The sequence below is a fragment of the Sorangium sp. So ce887 genome, from assembly GCF_051521455.1.
Taxonomy (GTDB): Bacteria; Myxococcota_A; Polyangia; order Polyangiales; family Polyangiaceae; genus Sorangium.
On the sequence record NZ_CP150354.1, the window covers coordinates 2,905,001 to 2,919,238 of the forward strand.

A 14,238-nucleotide genomic window follows, 5' to 3' on the forward strand; every position below is an offset into this window, starting at 1 on the left:
AGTGCAAACGCACAAGGGAGCTTAACTGTGAGACCGACAGGTCGAACAGGTGCGAAAGCAGGCGTTAGTGATCCGGTGGTTCTGTATGGAAGGGCCATCGCTCATCGGATAAAAGGTACTCTGGGGATAACAGGCTGATCGCGCCTGAGAGTTCATATCGGCGGCGCGGTTTGGCACCTCGATGTCGGCCCATCGCATCCTGGGGCTGGAGCAGGTCCCAAGGGTTCGGCTGTTCGCCGATTAAAGCGGTACGCGAGCTGGGTTTAAAACGTCGTGAGACAGTTTGGTCCCTATCTGCCGTGGGCGTAGGACACTTGAGAGGAGCTGCCCATAGTACGAGAGGACCTGGGTGGACGTACCTCTGGTGTTCCGGTTGTCCTGCCAAGGGCATAGCCGGGTAGCCATGTACGGAACGGATAACCGCTGAAAGCATCTAAGCGGGAAGCCGGCCTCAAGACTAGGTGTCCCGGACCGCAAGGTCCCTAAAGACCCCTCGTAGACCACGAGGTTGATAGGCCGGGTGTGGAAGCCGAGCAATCGGCGGAGCTAACCGGTACTAATAGGTCGTGCGGCTTGACCATACTCCATGGAACGTGACGAGCATCGCGCCCGGAGCTCGGGTGATGAGCGGCGCGTCGCAGCGAGCGAGAGACGCTTCAGAATGAAACGAGAACAGAGAGCCTGCATGGCGGACGTCATGCGGGCTTTTTTGCTTTTGTTCGCGCCTCGCGGAGCTGGGCCTCGCGGAGCTGGGCCTCGCGGGACCGCCCGGCCCGAGGAGACCCTGTTCTTCGCGCGGCGCGGGGGCCCCGCCGGACTCGCCTGAGACCTCGCTCGCCAGGCTGCGCCTGACGAGCGAGGTCAAATGGGCTCAGACATCGGCCCTCCCCGCGCCGCGCGAAGAACAGGGTCTCCTCGGGCCTACGGCTGGGCCGTTTCGGTACCCGCGAAGCGTCGGCCCTCGCCCGCGCCGCGGGGTGCCCTCGCCCGCGCCGCGGAGGACAGGGTCTCCTCGGGACTGCGGCTGGGCCGTTTCGATACCCGCCAGCCGAGGGGGCCCGCGCAGCGTGGCGCGCGAGCACGAGGCCACCCTCGCTGAGGCGGCGACGGCTGAGCTCCTCGACGCGTCCGGTCGCGTAACCACGGTCGGCAAGCGCCGAAACCAGCACGGTCGACCCTGCCGAGACACCGTGTTCCCAGGAGGCCTCCGCCCACCGGGAGCCTTTCGCTGCGCAGCTTTACGACGTCGGTTCCAGATGTACGGCGCGCCGAGGCCGTGGCTATGCTCGCCGGATGCGGCCTCTGAGGGCGAGCCAGCACAGAGAGGTGCCGAGGGCGCGGCGGGGGGCCGCACCTGGCGAGAGCGCGCCCCGGAGCCGGAGAGCGGCCCCTGGATGGACAGCGCCCCCGAGCCGGAGATCGCGGCTTCGTGACGCGCCCGCGCCGGCGCTGGAGCGCCCTCGGAGAGCGGCCCAGTGCCTCGGCGGCTGCGTCGGGAGACCGCTTCCGGCTGGCTCGGGCATCGGATACTGCGCCTGCAACCGCGAGGCCGCACAGGACCGAGACTTCACGAATTCGAGAGCACCAGCAGGATGACAACGCACATGGAGACCCCGTTGCCCGGGGAGGAGCGAGCCGAGCTGTCCGCTGACGCCCCGGTAGGGCAGGGCGCAGCCGAGGTCGCGGCGGAGCGCCAACCCTCTCTGCCGCGTGAGGCGGTGCGCAGGCTGGCCTCGGCCTGCTTCTGGATCACCATGGCGCTCTGCCTCGCGCTGATGGCGTGCAAGACGGCGGCGGCCTTCGGCGTGGCCACGCTCTGGGACGACGCATATATGTTCCAGCGCTACGCGCGCAACGTCGTCGCCGGGCACGGTGTCTCTTGGAACCCGCACGGGCCGCCGACCTACGGGCTCACCTCGCTCGCCTTCCTCGCCGCCGCCGTGCCGCTCCACCTCATCACCGGCGGCAACACGAGCCTCGCCGCGATGCTTCAGAGCCTCGTCTGCGGCCCAGTGCTGCTCGTCCTGCTCGTCCTGCTCGTCCTGCGCGCGGCCGGCGACGGCAAGGTCGCGCGCCTGTCGTGCGCCGCCCTCGTCGCGTTCTGCGTCGCCCGTTCCACGCTGACCGACCACTTCGTGAGCGGCATGGATACGTCGTTCGGCCTCTGCTTCCTCACCGCGTACCTGCTCCTCGCGCTGCGGCTGCTCGGCGCGGCCCGGGTCGCCGGCGGGGCGGCGCTCGGCGCCTTCGGCGGGCTCGCCTTCTCGGTGCGGCCGGAGCTCACCGCCTACGCCGTCCTCGTCCCGCTCGCGCTCGTCGTGCTCGAGCGCGACCGCACCCGCCGGCGCTTCGGGCTCGCTGCCCTCGCCGCGACGGCGGGCGTCCTCGCCCTTCATCTCGGGGTCGCCAAGCTGTACTTCGGCTCGCCCCTCCCGCTCCCGTTCTATGCCAAGTCGACGAACCTCTACGGAACAGGGATCCTCCGCGCCTACCGCGGCCGGCCGACCATCGATCTCGTCGACTGGCTCGATTTCTTCTGGCCCCTCTTCGCCGTCCTCGCGCTCGACGTGCTCGTGGGCCTCGGCGCGCGCCAGGCAGCCCCCGGCGCGCCGGCAGGTGAGGGGCAGAGGACCGGTCCCCGGGCGTGGTGGTCGGCGTCCTCGGCGTTCGACAAAGGGGTCCTCGCCGCGACGCTCCTGTGCCTCGCCTACTCGTGGTTGTTCGTCGTCCCGATCATGGGGTTCTCGCAGCGGTTCTATTACGCGCCGCTGCCAGGCCTCATCTACCTCGCTTGCCGGAGCGCTGCCCGGCTCGCGCGGACGCTCTCCGACTCCCTCGGGCAGCCCGCGCCGGCCTTCATGCCCGTGGCCGCCGTCGCCGCGCTGGCGAGCCTCTGGCTTCACCTCTCGGCGCCGCTCACCACGGCAGGCAAGGACCTCGCTGGCGCCGTCGCGGCGAACCGGCTCGGACACTTCAACGTCGCCAAGCATGGCAGCACCTCGGGGCCGCAGAAATACTGGTTCGCGATCGATCGCGTCTCGACGCTCCCCGACGACCTCGTCATCGCCACGACCGAGGTCGGGATGCTCGGCGCGATGAACCTCAAGAAGACGATCGTCGACCTGGCCGGCCTCAACGACCGGCGCTTCGCGCTCGAGCCGTTCTCCGCGGACAGGCTCTTCAAGGCCTACAAACCCGATCTCATCTACATGCCACACCCTCATTACGTGAAGATGATCGATGACCTGGAGGCCCACCCGGAGATGTCCCGTTATGTCGTCTACTCGCAGAAGAAGCTCGGGACAGCGCAGTTCGGCATCGCCGTCCGGCGCGAGAGCCCCTACTTCGAGCGATTGCAGCAGATCGTGAAGGAGAAGCTGGGCTCGAAATGACGCCCCGCGGCGCGAGGTCGACGGCAACCTGTTCCTGGGGCCGTCGGACGCGCTCGCCTCCGACTCGGCACGTTACCGACGCTCGACGAGGGGCGTGAGGCACTCTGGGCCCGAGGCGTGGCGGCGCGCCCCACACCGCATGACGCGCCCCGCGCCGGGAGCACGATGCGCCCCGCTCGCCCGGTGGCATACCCGCTGCACCAGGCTCGCTCAGGAGAGCTGAAGCCATGGAAATTCCGGTGCGGCCGAATATGTTCACTCAACCTGAAAATAACGGCTGGGTGCGCACCCTCGCCAGGTTCGGGTTCGCGGCCAAGGGGCTCGTCTATGTGCTGATCGGTGCGCTCTCGCTCCAGGCGGCCTTCAGCGGCGGCGGGAGAGCCGCCGGTGAGCACGAGGCGGTCGGGGTCCTCGGCGAACAGCCGTTCGGGCAAGCGCTGCTGATCGTCGTGGGGATTGGGCTCCTCGGGTATGCGCTGTGGCGAGAGGTCCTCGCCCTCAAGGACCCGGGCCACGTCGGCCACGACGCGAAGGGTACGGCCGAGCGCGTGGGCTGGGCCGTGAGCGGCGTCATCTCGGCGGGCCTCGCGATCACGGCCTTCCAGCTCGCGCTCGGCCGCGGCAGCGGTGGGGGCGACGGGTCGCGCACCTGGGTTGGCAAGGTGATGGAGCAGCCGTTCGGGGGCGTGGTGGTCGGCATCGCGGGGCTCGCGGTGATCGCCGTCGCCGTGCAGCAGCTCCGCAAGGCGATGAGGTCTCGTTTCGCGCGGGACCTCAGCACGCAGCGCATGAGCCCTCCCGAGCGCACGTGGGTGTTCCGCATGGCCCGGGTCGGGCTCGTCTCCCGCGGCGTCGTCCTGGGCATCATCGGCGCGGCGCTGATCCAGGCCGCGCTCGCCCACGATCCGGGGCAGTCGAAGGGCGTCGGCGAGGCCCTCTCGGCCGTGGCCGCGTCGCCCTTCGGGTCGGTGCTGCTCGTGCTCGTGGCCGCCGGCCTGTGCGCGTACGGCGTATACATGCTCTTTTGCACGAAGTACTCGAAGCTGGCACACCCCGCCGCATAGCGCCGCGGGAGCGCTGCGGCTCGCGCCGGACTGCTGCACGTGACGCCGGCTCTTCACGCGATCCGGCCCGTCTGATAGCATCGATCCAGACCGCGGCGCCCGCCGCACTGGAGCGCGACTTGAACTGTCCGAAATGCACGGCCTCGATGGATGTCATCACCTTCGGCGGGGTCGATGTCGACCGATGCTCCGCGTGCGGAGGGATCTGGTTCGACAGCCGTGAGAAGGAGTCGCTCAAGGCCATGGAGGGCTCGCAGCAGATCGACACCGGCGATCCCGCGGTGGGGCGGAAGAACAACGAGATCCGGCGGGTGCCGTGCGCCCGCTGCTCGACGCCGATGGTGCGCATGGTCGACCCGCAGCAGCCGCACATCTGGTACGAGAGCTGCAGCGTCTGCGGCGGCGTCTACTTCGATGCCGGCGAGTTCCGCGATTACAAGGAACACACGCTGGGCGACCTCTTCCGGGGCCTGTTCGCGCGCCCGCGCGGCTGACCGCGATCCGCCGTCCGGCGCCGCGGACCGAAGCCACCTCAGCCGTGCAGCTCAGCCGTGAGGAGCCTGCCCGGCGCTCCCGGGGAGCTTGCTCGACACGGGGACCTCGGGGCCGGAGGCCTCGGGGAACGACGCCAGGAGCTCGCCGGCGCGGAACACCCAGAGGGTGCCGGGCGTCGCCTTGCGCCAGAGCTCGTCGCGCGTGAGCGGCTCGGTGGCCACGACCGCCATGCGCGCGTCGGGGCCCAGGCCCTGGACGTCGTTGAAATTCACCTTGAGGTCGGCGTCGACGAGCGTGGCCTCGCCGAACGGGGCGTGGCGGAGGATGCAGGACAGGTTGTCGCCGCAGCGGGCGAACAGGTGCTCTCCGTCCGCGAACAGGAAGTTGAACACGCCGTCGCTGCCGAGCTCGTTTCCGAGCTCGTAGAGCGTTCTCCCCAGCTCCCGCGCGTCGCTCGGGTACTGCGAGCCGTAGGCGGTCCGGAGCGCCTCGAGGAGGACGCAGAAGGCATGCTCGCTGTCGGTGTCCCCGACTGGCGTCTCGACGTGGAGCTTTCGATCCCTGACCGTGGGCAGGGTGCCGTTGTGCGCGAACACGATGTGCCGCCGGTGGAGCACCCGCATGAAAGGGTGCGTGTTCTTCAGGGCCGCTTTCCCGCGCGTCATCTTGCGCACGTGCGCGATGGCGAGCGCCGTGTGGATCGGGTTCTCGCGGATGAACCGCGCGAGCGGGCTGGAGAACGCTGGGTGAGGCTCGAGGAACGTCCGCGCGAAGAGCCCATCGTACAGCGATACGCCCCAGCCGTCCGCGTGCGGCCCCGTCTGCCCGCCGCGGAGCGCGAGCCCGGTGAACGAGAACACGATGTCCGTCGCCACGTTCGACACCATGCCGAGGAGCTCACACATGACGCATATCCTCCCGTGGCGCGCGCGCATCGTCAACGATCAAGAGCCCGGTGACCCCGCCGCCCGCAGAGACGTTGCTCACCGCCGAGGCCGATAGCCGCACCATGGCGCCCTCCATGCGACCGGCGAACACGAAGGGGCAAAGGTCGAAGTGGACCTCCTCCTCCACGACGCCGCCGCCTTGGAACGTCGGCATGCGCGCCGTGGGCGCCCGGCTGCGCTCCTGCACGATCGCGCGCTGATCCGCGGCGCCGCGGACAGCCTCCCTCCACGCGTCGGGAGGCGTCTGCCACCCGAGCAGCACGCCTTTGCCGCCGTACTCGTCGTTCGGCTTCAGCACGAAGCTCTCCTGCTCGCCGAGGACGAGCTCGACGAGATCCACCTCGCGGCCTCGCCACTCGGTCCGGCCCGCCCTCACCCGGCGCGTCCAGGGGATGTGCTCCGCGATGGCCGCGCGCTGCTCGGGCGAGAACAGGCCCGAGAACACGGGGGTGCTCAGGACCGCGAACGCCGCCTTCTTGTTGAGTGGCATGGTCCGGAACGAGTTCGCGACGTACGCCGCGCGATCGCGGTAGGCGCGGATCAGCGGGTGATCGAGGCCGCGCCGCTCGATGAGCTCGTGCGTGATGACGCGCCGGCAGACGAGATCGATCCGCTCCCCGCCGGCGGAGAGGCGGTCGCCGTCGATCTCGAGCTGGTCCGGCTCGAGGATCAGCGTCCGGTGCCCCTCGGCCGAGAACAGCTCGGAGAGCACCTTGAACTCGGCCGAGGTGTCGACAGCGGCCCAGTCGACGATGGCTATCGTCGGCCTCGCCTCGCGCCCGCCCCACGCGGCGTACCCCTCGCGCAGGGCGCGCAGGAGCCCCCGGTGCGGCGCCGGCGTGCGCACGCCCGGCCCGCCCCGGAGCGGCGCCAGGTGGGGGAGCGCCATCAGCGTCTGATCGACGAGGAGCTGGTCGGTGATGCCAGCGGGGGAGTCGGCGTTGTACTCGATGAAGGAAAAGCCGCCCTCGGTGACCAGCATGTCGAGCCGCCCGACCGTGAGGAACGGCCCCTCGCCGGGATCGAGGGCGGCGAGGGCGCGCTCGTCCGCGGAGAGCCCCAGCTCCTCGGCGAGCGCGGCGTCCACGAGCGCGCGCCGCGCGACGCGCTCGAGCGCGGCGGCGATCCGCTCGGCGGCGCGCGCGACCGCGGCGTAGTCCTGCGCCGCGATGAGGTAGGGCCGCAGGTGGCGGCACAGCGCGCGCGCGCCGTGCACCAGCCCGAGCCTCCGCTGGCCGTCGAGGAACGACGCGAACCGCGCCGCGTCCATCGCCCCGGGCGCGGCCAGCCGAGCGTCGATCTGCTCCGCGAGCGATCTCGTGGCGTCCCAGATCATGGCGACCTCATGTCGCGCCGGCGCCCGGGATCGCCCAGGCGTGCACGGGGTTGCCGGAGTCGACCTCGGCCATGTACCGCTCGAGCATCCGCCGGAGCGCCTCCTCGCGCGACGCGGCCCGCGGCTCCAGCGCCTCCAGCGCGCGGAGCTGCCACGCGGCCCCGGTGACGCCCTTCTCGACGCGCGCCTCGAAGATCTGCAGGAAGCGCCGGGCCTCCGCCGCGTCGACCCCCGCGGTCACGAGGCCCTCCTCGACCCGCGGCAGGAGCGAGAGGAGGAGATCGCGCGCGCGGATGCCCCTCGGCGCGGCCCCCGGCCCCTCCGGCCAGACCAGCTCGGCGTCGAGGCCGTACTGCGCCGCATGGTAGAAGTTCCGCGCGGCGAGGCCGAAGGGGAACGACGGGAGGAGCTCTCCGACGGAGGGCGCGAGGGCGAGGATGCCCCCGAGCAGGAAGCTCGCGTTCGCGAGCATGTCGTCGAGGGTGGGCCCGGACGGCAGGGCGCGCAGCTCGATCCGCAGGTGGCCGCCGCCGGCCGGGTCGTACACCGGTCGATTCCAGTTCCAGACGGTGCCGTGGTGCAGGCGGAGCTCGTGGAGCTCTGGCACGCCCCCGGCCCGCGCGCACGCGATGACGTCCTCGTCGCTGCACACGGGGAGGATGGGCTCGTGCAGCGCGACGCTCTCCATGAAGAGCTCCGCCGCGCCGTCGCGCACCCAGCCGGTGCCGAAGCCGATGCGGGCCGGCTTCTTCCAGTCGGTGTCGCGCTCCGGCGGGCGGTCGTCGCCGGCCTGCTTGAACACCGCCACCCGCGTCTCGCGCCACAGCCGGTGCCCGAGGAAGGTGGGAGAGTTGCCCGAGGCCGCGAGCACGGGCGCGGTCATCATCATGGCCGCGTTGAACAGCCGCGCGAACGCGTCGGGCGTCACCCGGAGGTGGACCTGAAAGGCGGTGTTCGCCGCCTCCATCGCGGGATCGTCCGACATCAGCTCGAGCGGCTCGGCCCCGTCGATCTGGATGTGGAACGGCGCCTTGCGCAGCCGGCAGAGCCCCGCGGCGAGGGCGCGATACCGGGGCAGGTTCGTGATCGTCGCAGGGCTGAAGTCCTGCCGCCGGAAGGTCGGCAGGATGCTGACCGGCACCACGCGCGCGCCCCGCGCGGCCGCGCGCTGGCGGATCGCCTCGACGGTCGCGCGCATCTGCTCGCGCAGGGCGGACAGCGGCCGGCCGGCGAGCGGCACCGCCTGCGTGCTGAGCTCGATGTCGAACGCGCCCATCTCCGGCGTGATCATCGGGCTCGCCGCGGCGCGCGCGATCTCCGGCCCGATGGGCACGGGGCGCGCCTCGCGGTCGACGAGGAACATCTCGAGCTCGGCGCCGATCGTCACGTCGCCCAGGCCGAACCCCGGCCGGCTGAGCACCATCTCCAGCGCGGTGAGGTGCTGCTGGAGGCGCGCTTTGAACCGCCCGTAATCGACGGTCTTGAACTGATCTTGCTGGATCTCGATGCCCAAGGGACCTCCCGCTGCGATCTCGGCGAGAGCTGATTCACTGTTCTTCACGGCGAGAGCCGCGGGTTGGAGGGTCGTCCGCCGCCGGGATCGTGATATTTCCGGCTCTGCGCAATGCAAACGCAGGGCCAGGACCGGCGGCCTCGGCACGAAGGACGCCGGAGATGGCTGCCCGGCGGCGTTGAGCTCGATCGGTGTGGCGCAGGTGCGGCCTGTGGCGAAACGCACCGTGGTCAGCTGCTCGGCGGCGCCGTTCACCGGCCGGCCGCGCAACGGCAGGTCACTGCGCGCAACGGCAGGTCACTGCTCGACGTGCGGGACGCGCTCGACGACGCACTGCCCCGCCTTGCAGCGGGCGACCGAGTCCTCCTTGGGCGCCATGCACTTGGCGACCGGGCAGCTCTCGGCGGCGCAGCTCGCGGCGCGCCACTGCTGGAGCGCCGCGAGCGCGTCGCGGTGGAACGCCTGGTCGCACGGCGGGCACAGCTGGTCGCAGCACTGCCCGGCCCGCGCACAGGACGCGACACAGTCGGCGTCCGCCTCGCACCGAGGCTCGTTCGCCGCGCCGCTGCCGTCGGCCGGCGCGCCGCTGCCGTCGCCCGGCGGGGCGCCGGTCGTGGCGGGGTCCTGCGTCCGGGGCATCGCGTCGATCGCCGGCGGGGCCTGCGCCGGGGCTTCCTTGTGACAGCCGGCGAGACCGGCGAGACCGACGAGCACGAGGGACTGCGAGAGCGACAAGGTCTTCATGCCGGCCATGATGGCACGGGAGGAGATCGTCCTGGGGTCCGTGGGGCAGGGGACCGCTGCCCGCGCAGCCGGGCAGGGCTCCCGGACGGGCGTTCCTCGGCGCCGCTGCTCCCATCGACGCGGTCGATGCGAGCCACTCGATCGCTCCGGGGGCGCGCCGGGGGCGCGCCGGCGGTCACGAGAACGAGAGCGGCTGCCCCGTGGCCTCCACGACGGCCATCCACAGGTCGTCCGTCGGCTCCACCTGCTTGCGCATGCGGACGGCCAGGGACATCGGCACGTGCACGAAGCGGCCGTGCCAGCGGCCGATGAGCATCTCGGTGTTGCCCGCCATGGCGGCATGGACCGCGTTCCTGGCCATGTTCCAGCAAAACACGCTGTCCGAGGGGGACGCGGGGACGCTGCGGATATGATAGCTCGGGTCCAGGTACTTCAGCGTCGCCTCGACGCCGCGCGCCCGGAAATGCGCGTTGATGCGATCGCGCAGCACGAGGCCGATGTCCTTCAGCCTGATGTTGCCGCTGAGATCGGTCGCCATCGGCTCGGCGCTCGAGGCGCAGTGCTCCTGCAGCGCCCCCTCGGCCACGACGACCACGGCGTTGCCGTGGCTCTCGAGCCGGCGCTCGAGGTGCGCGAGCAGCCCGCACGGGCCATCGAGCTCGGCGTGGACCTCGGGGATGAGCACCACGTCCACGTCCGCCGACGCGAGCGCCGCCGAGCACGCGATGAAGCCCGAGTGCCGGCCCATCAGCTTGACCAGGCCGATGCCGTTCTTCGCCCCCGAGGCCTCCACGTGCGCGCTGCGGATGACGTCCACGGCGGCGGCAAAGGCGCTCTCGAAGCCGAAGCTGCGGTCGATGAACTGGATGTCGTTGTCGATGGTCTTCGGCACGCCGATGACCCCGATGGGCAGGCGGCGCTCCTCGATGGCCCGGACGATCGACATGGCGCCGCGGAGGGTGCCGTCTCCGCCGACGACGAAGAGCACGTTGATGCCGAGGGCCACGAGCGTGTCGACCATCTGGTGCGGATCCTGGTTGCCGCGGGAGGTGCCGAGGACGGTGCCGCCCATGCGGTGGATCTCCTCGACATTGCGCGGTTCCAGGCGCATCGGGGCGTGCCCGAAGCGGGCCGCGAGCCCCTCGTAGCCGTAGCGGAAGCCGAAGATCTCCTGCACGCCGTAGCTGTGCGCCATCGTGAGCACGAGCCCGCGGATGACGTTGTTCACGCCGGGGCACAGCCCGCCGCACGTCACGATGCCGGCGCGCATCTCCCTCGGATCCCAGAAGACGCGGTTGCGCGGCCCGGCCAGCTCGAACGCCGGCGGCCGCGGGCCGGAGGCGCCCGCGAGCACGGCGGACAGGCGATCGTCGAACAGCACCTTGTCGGCCTCACCGACGTACACCGTGGCCTTCTCGCCGAGCTTCTCGGCGACGGGCGAGGGGTACCGGCAGGGGCCGAGATCCTTGATGGCCAGATCGGCAGAGGTCACCACGTGGAAGGCCTCCTGGGGAGGGGAACACCGCCCCCTCGGCGAGCGCCGCCGCGGGGACGCCGTCATGGTCGCCCGGCGGCTGTTTCGGCAGCGTTTCCGGGGCGATGCGCTATCGTAACGCCGCGCGGCCCCCCGCGCGGGGGCGTCCCGCTCTAGCTAGAGCGATCGCATCATGAGCTCTTCGTCGATGTACCGGTCGCCGTCCTTCATCGCGCGGGGGAGGAGGCCTGTCACCTTGAAGCCCGCGCGCAGGTAGAGCTCGCGCGCGGCCTCGCTCGTCGCGGAGACGCCGAGGTGGACCTGCTCCACGCCCGGGATCGCGGCGATCCGGGCGAGCGCCGCGTCGAGCAGCGCGCGGCCGTGCCCGCGCCCGCGCGCCTCGGGCGCGACGTACATGCCCCAGAGGTCGACGCGGTGCCGCGCCTTGCGGTGCCCATCGCGGTAGAATCCGAGCATCCCGACCAGCGCCTCGCCCTCGAACGCGCCGAGCACCGCGCTGTCCGAGGTCTCGCTCTGCTGCCGGAGCCGCGCGATGAGGTCCTCGATCGGCCGCGCCTGCTCCTCCTCGAACGTGCTCAGGAACGGATCGGGCTCCTCGCGAAGCGCGCGGAGCCTGAGCGCACGGAGCCGGGCAGCGTCTGCGTCAGTCAATCGGCGAACACTCATCGTCTCTCTCCCCGGAGGCGCGCTGCGATGGTGCTCAGGCCGATCCCTGGTTCATGAGAGAAGGAACCCCGGAGAGGCACAGAGCGCCGCCTAGAGCGACAAACGGGTTGAAACCACGAGAAAAAGCAGGAATTTCACAGGGAGGATGGGAGGCGGGGAGCGAGAGACGGCAAGAGGGAGAAATTCATTTTTTTTTCTTCCTCCCCGCCTCCCCGCCTCCCTGTGAAAATTCTCCGGGTTTCAACGTGATCGGTGTTCTAGAATTCGACCATCAGCCCCACCGCAGGGTAGATGATGAAGCTGTCGAGATCCACCGCGACTGCCCGCTCCCCGAGCACGGAGAGCTCGCCGCCTGTGAAGATCTCGGCGAGCGTGAGCTCGACGCCCAAGAACACGTGCTTGTAGCCGAACGCGACGCCGGCCTGGCCGCCCACGTAGAGCCCGGTGCCGGAGAACGAGGCGATCTCGAGCTCGCCCGGGTAGCCGGTGAAGGCGGGCAGGTCGACGGTGAGGCCGGCGTCGAACGTCGTGAACATGAGGCGAGGGCCGCCCCAGACCCGGTACCACGTGCCCGCCGTCCCGATCTGGATCGGCAGATCGATCTGCCATCGCGTGAAGTCCTCGAGCTCGACGATGCCAAGGATGCTCCCGACAGGAAACCCCACCACGTAGCGCCCGACGCCGACGCCGGCCGTCAGGTCGACGCCGTCCTTGTCGCGCTTCAGGAGCTGGTAGCGGGTGCCCAGGCGAAACGCGCTGCCGGTGTAGCGGAGGTTGAGCTCCCAGCGGTCGAGCGCGGTATAGCCGATCCCGAGGTGCGGCGTGACCGAGGGCGGGTTCAGCGCGAGCGCGCCGCCCGCCTCGAAGAGTGTCTGCCGCTCGCGCTCGGACAGCTCCCGGGACTCCGCGACATCCGCCAGCACGACGCCGGCGTCGATGACCGAGACGATGGTGCCGGTCGGAATCGAGACGTCGACCCCGAGCTCGGCCTGGACATGGCCCTTGTCGGCCACGTGGGCCGGCTGGAACGTGGAGAGGGCTGGAGCGCAGCCGCACATCCAGAGGCAGAGGAACGCGAGGGCGAGCAGGCGCATGGCGCCCCCACGCTACCATGCGCCGCCGGGCGGAATGGCGCGGGGGTCCCCTGCCGCAAGCCCCCCGCCGGCCCAGCGGCGCCAGCGATCGAGGCGCCTTCCTGGCGCCGCGCGGATCCGGTAGTCATCGCCCTGCTCCGGTTCCCCGCATGCTCCCGTCGAACACGCCTCTCCCCGTCGCCCAGCGCCTCGCGCGCGCCCTCGAGGTGCTGACGCCGGCGCTCGACATCGTCGAGGCGCGCGTCGACGAGGGCGCGCCGCCGGCCTGGTGCGAGGCGCGGGGCTGGACGGGCTTCCTCCTCTCGCTCACGGACGGCGAGCTCGCCTGCTGTGAGGCCGACGGGCTCGCGGCGTGCATCGACGGCCTCGACGGCGCGCCCCCGGGCCTCGTGGCCCTGGCGCGCGCCGCGGACGAGGCCGCGAGGCTGCCGCGGCGACCGGTCCAGCCGCTCCCGCCGGCGTCGCTGGACGAGCTCCGGGCGGTGCCGGCGCGCAAGCGGCTCCAGCTGGAGGCCCTGCTCGGCGCCGTGGCCCCCATGGCCGTCCGCGCCCGCCGCCTGGTCGACGTGGGCGCGGGGCACGGGCACTTCACCCGCCTGGCCGCCGCGCGCTTCGATCGCGACGCGATCGGCCTCGAGCGCGAGCCCGACCGCGTCGCGACGGCCTCCGCGCTGGCCGCCGGGGGCCGGGCGCGCTTCGTGGCGTTCGACGCCTTCCAGCAGGCGCTTGTGTTCGCGCCGGACGACCTGCCGGTCGGCCTGCACGCCTGCGGCGAGCTCGGGGATCGCATGGTGACGGCGGCGGCGGCGGCGCGCTGCGATCTCGCGCTCGTCTCGTGCTGCTTGCAGAAGATCGGCGCCCCGGCCCGCGCCCCCCTCTCGGCGGCGGCCAGGGCGGCGGGGCTCGTCCTCCGGCGCGAGGCGCTGGGCCTCACCAACCTCACGGCGCGCCGCGCGGGGGTCGAGGCCAGCCTGGACGAGGAGCTCGCGGCGCGCGAGCGGCGGCACGCGCTGCTCTCGCTGCTCCGCGGCCGCGGGCTCGACGTCGCCCTGGGCGAGGAGATGCGCGGGATCAACCGGCGGCGCGCGCACGGCGGCCTGCGCGAGCTCGCGGCGCGGGCGCTCGAGCTGCGGGGTCTCTCGCCGGCGACCGACGTCGAGCTCCGCGAGCGCGAGCGCGCGGCGCGCGCGGCGTTCGGCCGGATGCGCCGGCTCACGCTGCCGCGCTCTCTCCTGGCCCGCCTCACGGAGGTCGCCGTCGCGCTCGACCGCGCGATGGCGCTCGGCGAGCAGGGCCACGAGGTCGAGGCGGCGATCGTCTTCGACCCCGAGGTGACGCCGAGGAACGTCGCGATCTTCGCGAGCGCGCGGCCGGGAGGGCTCGGCGGCTGAGGCTGAGCCGCCCCGGCCGCGCGCGCCCGGCCCGGGGCGAGCCGCGCAGGGGCGCGCTCCGCCGCGCGCGGCTCCCCGCCTGGCCTTCACGGTGTCCCCCC

General features: G+C 71.7%; 11 protein-coding genes and 1 rRNA gene (1 of these 12 running past the window's edge). 5 read left to right on the forward strand and 7 right to left on the reverse strand.

Going from position 1 to position 14,238, the window contains the following annotated elements; genetic code table 11:
• The 4 genes from WMF36_RS11045 to WMF36_RS11060 all read left to right on the forward strand — a co-directional run.
• Positions 1-581: ribosomal RNA gene (locus tag WMF36_RS11045) — 23S ribosomal RNA — on the forward strand; it begins 2,427 nt to the left of the window's first position.
• 1,023 nt (positions 582-1,604) lie between these two features.
• The gene (locus WMF36_RS11050) at positions 1,605-3,392 is read left to right on the forward strand and encodes a hypothetical protein (protein WP_437579566.1); all 1,788 of its coding nucleotides are present in this window, start codon (positions 1,605-1,607) and stop codon (positions 3,390-3,392) included.
• A 227-nt stretch (positions 3,393-3,619) separates the two neighbouring features.
• On the forward strand, positions 3,620-4,456 hold the full coding sequence (locus WMF36_RS11055; RefSeq protein ID WP_437579567.1) for a DUF1206 domain-containing protein: 837 nt from the start codon (positions 3,620-3,622) through the stop codon (positions 4,454-4,456).
• A gap of 119 nt (positions 4,457-4,575) precedes the next feature.
• Positions 4,576-4,950, forward strand: coding sequence for a zf-TFIIB domain-containing protein (locus WMF36_RS11060; RefSeq protein ID WP_437579568.1), 375 nt, complete (start codon positions 4,576-4,578; stop codon positions 4,948-4,950).
• Between the two features lie 51 nt (positions 4,951-5,001).
• Here WMF36_RS11060 and WMF36_RS11065 read toward each other — a convergent pair whose 3' ends face one another.
• The 7 genes from WMF36_RS11065 to WMF36_RS11095 form a co-directional block, all read right to left on the reverse strand.
• Positions 5,002-5,856 carry a class II glutamine amidotransferase gene (locus WMF36_RS11065; RefSeq protein ID WP_437579569.1) on the reverse strand — a complete coding sequence of 285 codons (855 nt, stop codon included), beginning with the start codon at positions 5,854-5,856 and terminating at the stop codon, positions 5,002-5,004.
• Entirely contained in the window at positions 5,849-7,234 is a 1,386-nt protein-coding gene (locus WMF36_RS11070) for a hypothetical protein (RefSeq protein WP_437579570.1), read from the reverse strand. Before WMF36_RS11070 ends, WMF36_RS11065 begins: the two co-directional genes overlap by 8 nt.
• 7 nt (positions 7,235-7,241) lie before the next feature.
• Entirely contained in the window at positions 7,242-8,747 is a 1,506-nt protein-coding gene (locus WMF36_RS11075) for a hypothetical protein (protein ID WP_437579571.1), read from the reverse strand.
• Positions 8,748-9,044: 297 nt separating this feature from the next.
• Positions 9,045-9,491, reverse strand: a complete 447-nt coding sequence (locus WMF36_RS11080; RefSeq protein ID WP_437579572.1) for a hypothetical protein — start codon at positions 9,489-9,491, stop codon at positions 9,045-9,047.
• 175 nt (positions 9,492-9,666) lie between these two features.
• Positions 9,667-10,986 carry an ATP-dependent 6-phosphofructokinase gene (locus WMF36_RS11085; protein WP_437579573.1) on the reverse strand — a complete coding sequence of 440 codons (1,320 nt, stop codon included), beginning with the start codon at positions 10,984-10,986 and terminating at the stop codon, positions 9,667-9,669.
• Between the two features lie 156 nt (positions 10,987-11,142).
• A complete protein-coding gene (locus WMF36_RS11090; RefSeq protein ID WP_437579574.1) occupies positions 11,143-11,637 on the reverse strand; it encodes an N-acetyltransferase family protein in 495 nt (164 codons plus the stop codon).
• A 272-nt stretch (positions 11,638-11,909) separates the two neighbouring features.
• Positions 11,910-12,746 carry a hypothetical protein gene (locus WMF36_RS11095; RefSeq protein ID WP_437579575.1) on the reverse strand — a complete coding sequence of 279 codons (837 nt, stop codon included), beginning with the start codon at positions 12,744-12,746 and terminating at the stop codon, positions 11,910-11,912.
• A 149-nt stretch (positions 12,747-12,895) separates the two neighbouring features.
• Here WMF36_RS11095 and WMF36_RS11100 point away from each other — a divergent pair, with 149 nt between their 5' ends.
• Complete coding sequence (locus WMF36_RS11100) at positions 12,896-14,137, forward strand: methyltransferase (RefSeq protein WP_437579576.1); 1,242 nt, start codon at positions 12,896-12,898, stop codon at positions 14,135-14,137.
• Positions 14,138-14,238: the final 101 nt, after the last annotated feature.

What these genes read in the sequence shown, in the direction of transcription:
- WMF36_RS11050 (WP_437579566.1), top strand. Translation starts at nt 1,605, where the DNA reads ATGGAGACCCCGTTGCCCGGGGAGGAGCGAGCCGAGCTGTCCGCTGAC.
- WMF36_RS11055 (WP_437579567.1), top strand. Translation starts at nt 3,620, where the DNA reads ATGGAAATTCCGGTGCGGCCGAATATGTTCACTCAACCTGAAAATAAC.
- WMF36_RS11065 (WP_437579569.1), bottom strand. Translation starts at nt 5,856, where the DNA reads ATGTGTGAGCTCCTCGGCATGGTGTCGAACGTGGCGACGGACATCGTG.
- WMF36_RS11070 (WP_437579570.1), bottom strand. Translation starts at nt 7,234, where the DNA reads ATGATCTGGGACGCCACGAGATCGCTCGCGGAGCAGATCGACGCTCGG.
- WMF36_RS11080 (WP_437579572.1), bottom strand. Translation starts at nt 9,491, where the DNA reads ATGAAGACCTTGTCGCTCTCGCAGTCCCTCGTGCTCGTCGGTCTCGCC.
- WMF36_RS11095 (WP_437579575.1), bottom strand. Translation starts at nt 12,746, where the DNA reads ATGCGCCTGCTCGCCCTCGCGTTCCTCTGCCTCTGGATGTGCGGCTGC.
- WMF36_RS11100 (WP_437579576.1), top strand. Translation starts at nt 12,896, where the DNA reads ATGCTCCCGTCGAACACGCCTCTCCCCGTCGCCCAGCGCCTCGCGCGC.